Source organism: Microbacterium sp. P2_F9 (assembly GCF_056403635.1).
In genome coordinates this window covers 1-8,882 of record NZ_JBFUFC010000161.1, presented here as the reverse complement: position 1 = coordinate 8,882, position 8,882 = coordinate 1, and the positions used below count along the sequence as shown (strand labels likewise).

5 protein-coding genes, 1 tRNA gene and 1 pseudogene are annotated in these 8,882 nt (G+C 69.4%); 3 read left to right on the top strand and 4 right to left on the bottom strand.

The features are described 5' to 3' along the window. Positions 1-2,480: choice-of-anchor D domain-containing protein (locus tag AC1DVT_RS15005; protein WP_477389822.1), on the bottom strand; the 2,480-nt coding region annotated here is incomplete at its 3' end. Between the two features lie 249 nt (positions 2,481-2,729). On the opposite strand from AC1DVT_RS15005, the gene AC1DVT_RS15000 reads away from it, so the two are divergent. Then, positions 2,730-3,821, top strand: coding sequence for a Glu/Leu/Phe/Val dehydrogenase family protein (locus AC1DVT_RS15000; RefSeq protein WP_477389821.1), 1,092 nt, complete (start codon positions 2,730-2,732; stop codon positions 3,819-3,821). A gap of 97 nt (positions 3,822-3,918) precedes the next feature. After that, entirely contained in the window at positions 3,919-5,511 is a 1,593-nt protein-coding gene (locus AC1DVT_RS14995) for an AMP-binding protein (protein WP_477389820.1), read from the top strand. Positions 5,512-5,584: 73 nt separating this feature from the next. Here the strand turns inward: AC1DVT_RS14995 and AC1DVT_RS14990 are convergent, their stop codons facing one another. After that, complete coding sequence (locus tag AC1DVT_RS14990) at positions 5,585-7,222, bottom strand: MFS transporter (RefSeq protein ID WP_477389819.1); 1,638 nt, start codon at positions 7,220-7,222, stop codon at positions 5,585-5,587. Positions 7,223-7,340: 118 nt separating this feature from the next. Further along, positions 7,341-7,416 (bottom strand) — tRNA-Ala (locus AC1DVT_RS14985). A gap of 91 nt (positions 7,417-7,507) precedes the next feature. On the opposite strand from AC1DVT_RS14985, the gene AC1DVT_RS14980 reads away from it, so the two are divergent. Beyond that, positions 7,508-8,698, top strand: a complete 1,191-nt coding sequence (locus tag AC1DVT_RS14980; protein WP_477389818.1) for an amidohydrolase family protein — start codon at positions 7,508-7,510, stop codon at positions 8,696-8,698. A 4-nt stretch (positions 8,699-8,702) separates the two neighbouring features. Here AC1DVT_RS14980 and AC1DVT_RS14975 read toward each other — a convergent pair. Then, a pseudogene (locus AC1DVT_RS14975) lies at positions 8,703-8,882 on the bottom strand (large exoprotein); the annotation flags it as partial.

Sequence of the window (8,882 nt, the reverse complement as noted above, 5' to 3'; positions counted from 1 at the left end):
GGGTTGGTCAGCAGCGTGTGGATCGCTGACGCCGTGCCATCTTGGAGAGCGACGACGAGGTGGGTGGAGTCGGCTGCCGACACCAGCCCGGTCTCCGGCACGGTCGGCGACGCGGGCCCGCTGCCGCTCAGCCGCACCGTCGCCCCGGAGCGGACGTGCGCCTGGGTGGAGCTCGTGGCGTTCACGTTGATCCGGGAGTCGGTGAACGAGACGACGCCCGCTGCCAGGGGAATGATCGAGGTCACGGTCCCGTCGAAGTCGAGGACGACGTCGGTGGTGGCGATGACGCGAAGCGTCGCGGCATCGATCTCGGCTCCGGCCACGATTTCGGCCAGCGCCGAGGACGCGAGGGTGATGGTGGTGATCGCGGCACCGACGACCCCGCTGTGGGCGACGTGCTGCGCTGCGGCCGCGCTGACCAGGACGTTTCGACCCGTCACGTGCCCGGCGACTCGGGCGACCGCTCCGACGACGGATGCGACAGTCGAGTCCGAGCGGGCGGTGAGCGAGACATCGCCCGTCGAGGACAGGTGCGCGCCGGCCTGAACCTCGATGGTCTCGGCGATCGCGGTGAACACCGCGCTGCCGAGGTTGATGGCACCGGTGACGAGCACCGTGTCGATACCCCCGAGGCCGTCGATCGTCAGCGAGATCGTCGGGATTGCGAAGTTGAGAGTCTCAGAGGTGGGAGCGGTCACCGTGAGCCAGCCCGGCGTCGACGCGTGCGGAGCGACCGTGATGACTTCGTCGCCGGCGGTGCCCTCCACCACGATCTCTGTGATGCCGCTGAAGTCGATGGGCTCGAGCCCCGCATAGACATACCGGACACCGCCGATGGTGATGACTCCGGAGTGCGGGTCGTACGCTTTGGCGCGAACAGCTCTTCGTGCGGCATCCAGCACCAGCGTGTCGAATCCACCTGCACCGCCGTCGATCACGCCGGCGAGCCGACCATCAGCGGAGAAGTCGAACACGTCTTGGTTGTCCGAGGCGCCGACGAGCTGTTCGAATCCGTCGAAGGCGAAGCCCGCGACCGTGCCGGCTCCGTCGCCGGTGATCTGCCAGGTGACGTCGCCGGACGGACCGGCGAGGGTGTCGGAGCCGCCGCCGCCCGAGATGCGCACGCTGCGCCCGCCGGCATCCCCGTCGAGAAGGAATCGATCGGCGACCCCGCCGCCACGCACGACGACCGTCGCGGCATCCGCGGTGGCGTCGATGTCGCCGGCGTTCGAGAGGCTGACCAGTTCGAGGCGGCCGTCGATGAAGACCAGGCGGTGATCGAAGCTGTCGCCCGCGGTGGCGACGGCGACGTCGCCTTCGAGGCTCCATCTCGTCAGCACGGCGGAGAGCGGGATGGGCTCGACACCAGGAAGGGTCAAAGTCGCGGTCCGCGGCCCGGCGGCGCCGGGCCGAACGGTGACGGTGACCGTGACGGATTCACCGGGCAGCAGGATTTCGGGCAGTCCGGTGATCTCGAACGCCCCGGTGGGGTCGTCGAGCAGGTCGGCGAGCAGAGTGCTCAGGGCGACCGCGTCGGTGCCCGTGTTGGTCAGGACGAAGGTCTGCGTGCCCCCGAGCGCGGGCTGCACGGAGCCGAAGTCGATGCCGGTGACCGACGCGACAAGGCCCCCGGCGGGGCTGGTGGGAGCGGACTCGATCGCCGCGTCAGCGGTTGTGCTGTCCGCAGCCGCGTCCGCGGGAGTCTCGTCGACGGGGACGGATGCCTCGGCGGCCACGCCCTCGTCAGTCGAACCGGGCTCAGCCGCCGGAACCGGCTCGGGTGCCGGCACAGGCTCGGGTGCCGCCACAGGGTCGGCCGCCGGGATCGGTTCGGGCGCCGGAACCGGCTCGGCCACCGGTGCGGCTTCTTCGATCGGCGCCGGTGCCGATACGTCAGCGGGAGTCGGCGACGTGTCATCGATGACCTCGAGCGGTGCGAGAAGCGCCCCGCCGACGGGGGCTCCCCCGGCGTGGGTCGCGTCCGCGGCATCGACGCGCAGCGTCGCTCCGGGTGCGAGCACCTCCCGCATGACGCCGTGGTGCGAGTGGGCGAGGCCGACCGCGTGGCCGATCTCATGGCGCAGCACCGAGATGAGGCTCATGCGGCCCCAGCCCCAGCCGGCCGCGTCGATGTCGACGCGGATCGTCCGGCCCGAGGTCTGCCCGAGCGTGCGGCCGGGCAGTTCCGCGATGAGCGCCGTGATACCCGTGGTGTCGACGCCGGCGGCTTGCCACTCGGCGCTGGCCCGCGCGAACGCGCGGTTGAGCATCGTCGTGGTGATCCGATGCGCGACGGGAGATGCCCCGACCTGGGTCGCGGTCAGCGCGGACGTATTCGAAACCGCGGTCACCGCGGGAGCCGCTGCGAACTGAATCGTCAGGGCCGTGACGACGACCAGCGCCAGGAGGGTCACCGTCGATCGCGCGCGGGAAACGCGTTGACCGGCATTGGTCAGCGCTCCCCAGCGAGGCAGATCCACGCATTTCCCCCAAGAAATACTGACGACCACAGTAACCGCAAGCCGCCAATCGTCTGTCTACACCCGGCATGCCGGGGACGGCAAGGACCCGAGTTCAGATGACGAGACATGTCGACACACGCATGCGCACGACGGAATACATTCCTCTATCGCTCTCACTGCGCGGAAGGCGCACAATGGAGGAACGGACGCCGCAAAGCCGCGGCACCGCAGAGCACAGCCCACAAGGCCCGCCGAAGGAAGCATGCGATGACGCACACCCTGCCCCTGCCCGACTTCACCCACGAGCGTGTGGAGGTGATCACCGGGAGCCGCAGTGGCCTCTGCATCACCGTCGCCCTGCATTCCTCGGCGCTCGGCTCYGCCCTGGGCGGCGCGCGCCTGTGGACCTACCCGCACTGGAGCGACGCCCTCGGCGACGCCCTCCGGCTCTCCGCCGCCATGACGCTCAAGAACGCGGCGGCCGGCCTCGACGCGGGCGGCGGCAAGTCCGTGATCGCCCTTCCCGAGGGCACGGTCCTCGACGCCGAACGGCGACGGGCGGCGTTCCTCGACCTCGGCGACGCGGTCGAGTCGCTGCACGGCCTCTACCGGACGGCGGAGGATGTCGGTTCGACCACCGACGACATGCTGGTCGTCAGCGAACGCACCGAGCACGTCGTCGGGCTCCCCGATGCCGTCGGCGGCTCCGGCGAGCCCGCCGGACCGACGAGCCTCGGCGTGTACGAGTCGGTGCGCGCGACCCTCGAGAAGATCACCGGGGTCGCGGATGTCGCGGGGCGTCGCATCACGATCTCCGGGCTCGGCCAGGTCGGCAGCCGACTCGCGGTGCGACTGGCAGCCGAAGGAGCCTTCCTCACGGTCACCGACGTCAACGCCGCCAAGCGCGACCTCGCCCTCGACCTCGGGGCGGAGTGGGCTGTCCCGGGCACCGAGCACCTGGTCCCGGCCGATCTGTTCGTACCGGCCGGCATCGGCGGCCTCCTCACCGACGACGTCATCGACGCGCTCGAAGCCAAGGCCGTGTGCGGCCCGGCGAACAACCCACTGGCGGATCACTCGGGCGCAGCCCGTCTCGCGGGTCGCGGCATCCTGTACGCCCCCGACTTCGTCGTGAACGCCGGCGGTGTGATCTACCTCGACCTCGTCGCCAAGCGCATCGGCACCCGTGCGGAGGTCATGCACCGCGTCGCGGGCATCGGCGACACGCTGCGGCGGGTGTTCGCCGAATCGGATGCCCGCAGCGTCACCCCGCTCGAGGCCGCCGAGCGGCTCGCCGCCGAGCGGCTCACGAGCGCGCAGCGCCAGGACGCGCCCGCGCGCGAGCACGCCCTGACCTGATCCACCGCCGTTCTGGTCTGGTCCGGTACGACTCGGTGTCATAATTGCCGACACCGAGTCGCATCGGCGACAACGCTTCTGGCTCAAAGGAGACGCCATGTTCAACAGCCCGTACCCTGATGTCGAGATTCCGAACGTCTCGATCTTCGACTACCTCTTCGGCAGCCTCGACGACGCGGAGCTCGCGCGCGTCGCGCTCATCGACCCGTCGACCGGGGCTGAGACCACCTACGGCGCCCTGCGCGCCCAGGTGTCCGCCTTCGCCGGGGCGCTCGCCGTCCGCGGTGTGGGCCTCGACACGGTCGTTGGCCTCCTGTGCCCCAACGTGCCGGCGTTCGCGACCGTGTTCCACGGCATCCTGCGCGCCGGCGCCACGGTCACGACGATCAACTCGATGTACACCCCGGGCGAGATCGAGAAGCAGCTGCGGGATGCCGGGGCGACCTGGCTCATCACCGTCTCGCCGCTGCTCCCCCAGGCCAAGGCGGCCGCGGCGGCGGTCGGCATCGCCGACGACCACCTGATCGTGCTCGACGGCGCCGAAGGGCACCCGAACCTGCGCGAACTGCTCACCGAGCAGAGCCCCGCACCGGACGTGAGCTTCGACCCGGCGACTCACGTCGCGGTGCTGCCCTACTCGTCGGGCACCACCGGCATCCCCAAGGGCGTCATGCTCAGCCACCGCAATCTCGTCGCCAACGTGCAGCAGTGCGTACCCAACATGGACCTCACTGCCGAGGATCGCGTGCTCGCGGTGCTCCCGTTCTTCCACATCTACGGCATGACGGTGCTGCTGAACCTCGCGCTGCGCAAGCGCGCGAGCCTGGTGACGATGCCGAAGTTCGATCTGGTGGAGTTCCTCACGAACATCCAGAAGTTCCAGTGCACCTATCTCTACATCGCCCCGCCGATCGCGGTGGCGCTCGCGAAGCACCCGATCGTCGACCAGTTCGACATCTCGAGCGTGCACACCGTGTTCTCGGGCGCTGCTCCCCTCGACGGCGAGACCGCCGAGATCGCCGGTCGGCGCATCAACGCCCGGATGCTGCAGGGCTACGGCATGAGCGAGCTCAGCCCGGTCTCGCACGCGATGAACTACCGGCGCCACGATGTGCCGGTCAGCTCGGTCGGCGAGACGCTGCCGAACGAGGTGTGCAAGCTCATCGACACGGCCACCGGCGAGGAGATCACCGAGTTCGGCGCTGACGGTCAGACGCTGCCCGGCGAGCTGTGGATCAAGGGCCCGAACGTGATGCTCGGCTACCTCAACAACCCGGAGGCGACGGCCGAGACCCTCGACTCCGACGGGTTCCTGCACACCGGCGACATCGCGGTCTACCACGAGGGCGGCTACTTCTCGATCGTCGACCGCGCGAAGGAGCTCATCAAGTACAAGGGCTACCAGATCGCGCCCGCCGAGCTCGAGGCTCTGCTGCTCGGTCACCCCCAGGTGATGGACGTCGCCGTGATCGGCGTGCTCGACGACGACAAGCAGGAGATCCCCAAGGCGTTCATCGTCGCCGCGCCTGACTCCGGGCTCACCGAGACCGAGGTGATGGAGTTCCTGGCCGCACAGGTCGCGCCGCACAAGAAGGTGCGCCGGGTCGAGTTCATCGACGCCATCCCGAAGTCCACCTCGGGAAAGATCCTCCGCAAGGACCTCCGGGCGCGCGAGCTCGCGAAGGTCTAGCAGACGGACAGCGGATGCCTCGACCCGGCCGGGTCGAGGCATCCGCTTTTCGCGCGTCTGCGGCGAGTGGAGGTCAGGCGGTCTCGGCGACCGGCGCTTCGTCCTCTTCTTCTTCGGGCTTGGCGACCACCTCGGCCGGGAGGTTGCGGGCGAGCATGAGCGAAACCGCGAGCAGTGCGAAGACGATGAACAGCGCCTGCTTGAGCGCCTCTACCTGCGAGTCCGCGTAGTCCTGGGCGACCGCCGTCGCTACCGCGGGGTCGGCACCTGCGTCGAGGACGATCTGCTCGGCCTCGCCCTGGGAGATGATCGGCACACCCTGTTCGGCGAGCACCTGAGTCACCTGGCTCTGCACCTCCGGTGTCACCTTGTCGTTCAACTGCACCGCCGCCGAGAACCCCGACCCGAGCAGGAGGATGAACACCGAGCCGACGATCGCGGTGCCGAACGACGAACCGAGGTTCTGGAACGTGCCCTGCAGGCMGCCGACCTCGGACGTGTCCTCTTTCGAGACGGCCGACATGTTGACGTTGCCGAGCTGCGAGGCGAGCAGGCCGAAGCCGGCGCCGATCACGAACATGCCGATCGCGAACGCCCAGTCCCAGAGCTCCGGCTGGATCGAGACCAGCACGATCAACAGGCCCACGGCCATCGTGGCTTGACCTGCCCGGGCGATGTACTTCGCGGAGCGGCGCTGCGTGAGCCACGAGCCGACGATCGAGCACAGCACGAGGCCGGCCGACAGCGGGAGGATCTTCAGGCCCGTCTCGAGCGCGTTGTTGCCGAGCATCGTCTGCAGGTAGACGGGGATCACGAAGAAGAGCGCGGCGATCGCGAAGTACTGCACGAGGAACCCGGCCAGGCCGCTCCGCAGCGCGGGGATCGACAGCAGGCTCACCTTCAGCAGCGGGTTGCGGCCGGCATCCTCGAGCTTGCGCTGACGCCGGAGGAACAGCCACAGCACGACGATGCCGAGGAGGATCAGGTACGTCACGAGCGAGACCCCGAGCGGGGCGATCTCGACTCCGTTGATCTCGGGCGAGATGAGCGGCGTGAACCAGCCCCACGTCTTGGACTGCAGCACGCCGAAGACGAGCAGCGCCATGCCGCCCGCCGAGAGGATCACGCTCGGGATGTCGATCTTGAGCGACGGCGTCGCCGGAACGTCCTTGATCCGGCCCGCGAAGATGAGCACGAAGATCATGATCACGGTCTCGCCGAAGAAGACGAAGCGCCAGGACGCGTAGGTCGTGGCGAGCCCGCCGATGAGCGGACCGGCCGCCGCCGCGAGTCCGGTCGCCGCACCGAGGATGGAGAAGGCCGCGACCCGCGCCTTGCCGGTGTAGTTGATAGCGGCGAGCGCGGCGATCGCGGGGATGACGAGGACCGCGCCGAGACCCTCGACGAGCGACCAGCCGAACAGGAGCATCCCGAGGTTCTGACTGAGGCCCGTGATGAGCGAGCCGATCCCGTAGATGACGGCGCCGATCTTGAACGCCCGGCCGCGGCCGAGCTTGTCGCCGAGTTTGCCGCCGGTYAGCATGAACGCCGCCATGGTCAGCGTGTAGAACGTGATCGCGGCCTGCATGCCCGTGATCGTGGTGCCGAGGTCCGACGCCACCTGCGAGATGGAGACGTTCATCACGGTGCTGTCGAGCACCATCACGAACTGCGAGACGGCGAGGATGACGATCACGAGCCAGTTCTTCATGGCCCGGAGCCTATCGCCGTACGGGGTCGCACGGCCGGAGCGCCGTCCGAATCGGGTGACTTCGAATCGCACGGCCCGCAAACGAGAAAAGCACCCCGGAGGGTGCTCTTCTCGGATTTGGTGGACCTGAGGGGACTCGAACCCCTGACCCCCTCGATGCGAACGAGGTGCGCTACCAGCTGCGCCACAGGCCCATGAACCTCCGATAGGTTATCACGCAGCCAGGGCCCCTCCGAATCGTGCGAGGGCGGTGCGAACCCGCCCGGGAGCGGCCAGGATCGAAGGGTGACCACTCCCCCACCGCCCTCGTCCGCCCTCCGCAACATCCGCCCGTGGGGCGACGCTGCGCGCGACATCCGCATCTCCGCAGCGGGCGAGATCAGCGCCATCGAGCCCGTCTCAGAGCGTCCGCTCGAGCCGGGTGAGATCGACGGGCGGGGTCTGCTCGCGCTGCCCGGCTTCGTGAACGCCCACGCCCACATCGACATGACATGGTTCGGCTTCCCCTGGCAGTCCTACGGCGGAGAGGGCGGCACGGAGGGCAGGATCCGGCACGATCGCGCACGCCGAGGCGAGTTCGGCTACCCGAGCGCCGAGATCACGAAGCGCGTGCTGGCGGAGTTCGTCCGCCACGGCACCACGACCATCCGTACGCACGTGGATGTCGATCCCGATGCCGGGCTGCGTGCCATCGACGCCGTGCGCGAGGCCGCAGCGTCCTACGACGGTGCCCTCACTGTCGAGATCATCGCCTTCCCCCAGGATGGCGTCCTCCGGCGCCCTGGCGTGCTCGACATGATGCGCGAGGCCGCCCGCCGAGGCGTCGACCACCTCGGCGGGATCGACCCGGCGAGCATCGACCGCGACCCGGTGGGTCAGCTCGACGCTGTCTTCGGTCTCGCCGCGGAGTTCGGCACCGGCATCGACATCCACCTGCACGACCCGGCCGAGCTCGGCGCCTTCCAGTTCGAGCTCATCATCGAGCGGACCCAGCGACTGGGCCTTCACGGCAAGGTCAACATCGCGCACGGCTTCGCGATCGCCCAGGTCGATGCGCGCCGCCGCCATGACCTCCTGCAGGCGATGGCGGCACTCGACATCACCATGACGACGGTCGCACCGCTGCGACTGCCGCRGCTCTCGCTGCACGAATTCGATGCCGCCGGGGTGCGCTTCGCCCTCGGCACCGACGGCATCCGGGACCTCTGGAGCCCCTACGGCACCGGCGATCTGCTCGGCATCGCGTGGCAGTACGCGCGCGCATCGAGCCTGGTCCGCGACGAGGACCTGCGCCGGGTCGTCGAGATCGCCACGCGCGACGGCGGCCGATTCGCCGGGCTCGCCGTGCACGACCTGGTGGAGGGCTCGCGCGCCGACATCGTGCTGCTCGACGCGGAGAACCCGATGGACGCCCTCGTGCGGACGCCACCGCGGCAATTGCTGCTGGGAGGCGGACGCGTGCTCTACGCCGCGTGACCGATCACTGACCGACGGCGCGGCGCGCGAGCAGCTCGCGGACGTGCGCCTCGATCTCGGCATCGTCGGACAGGCCTCCACGGGCCGTCGCGACGCGCCCCGGCGTGATCGACGGCGGGCGCAGCTCTTCGGCGCGCCGACGCATCGCCTCGGCGACCGCGGCCTGTCGCAGCGACTCCTGCGC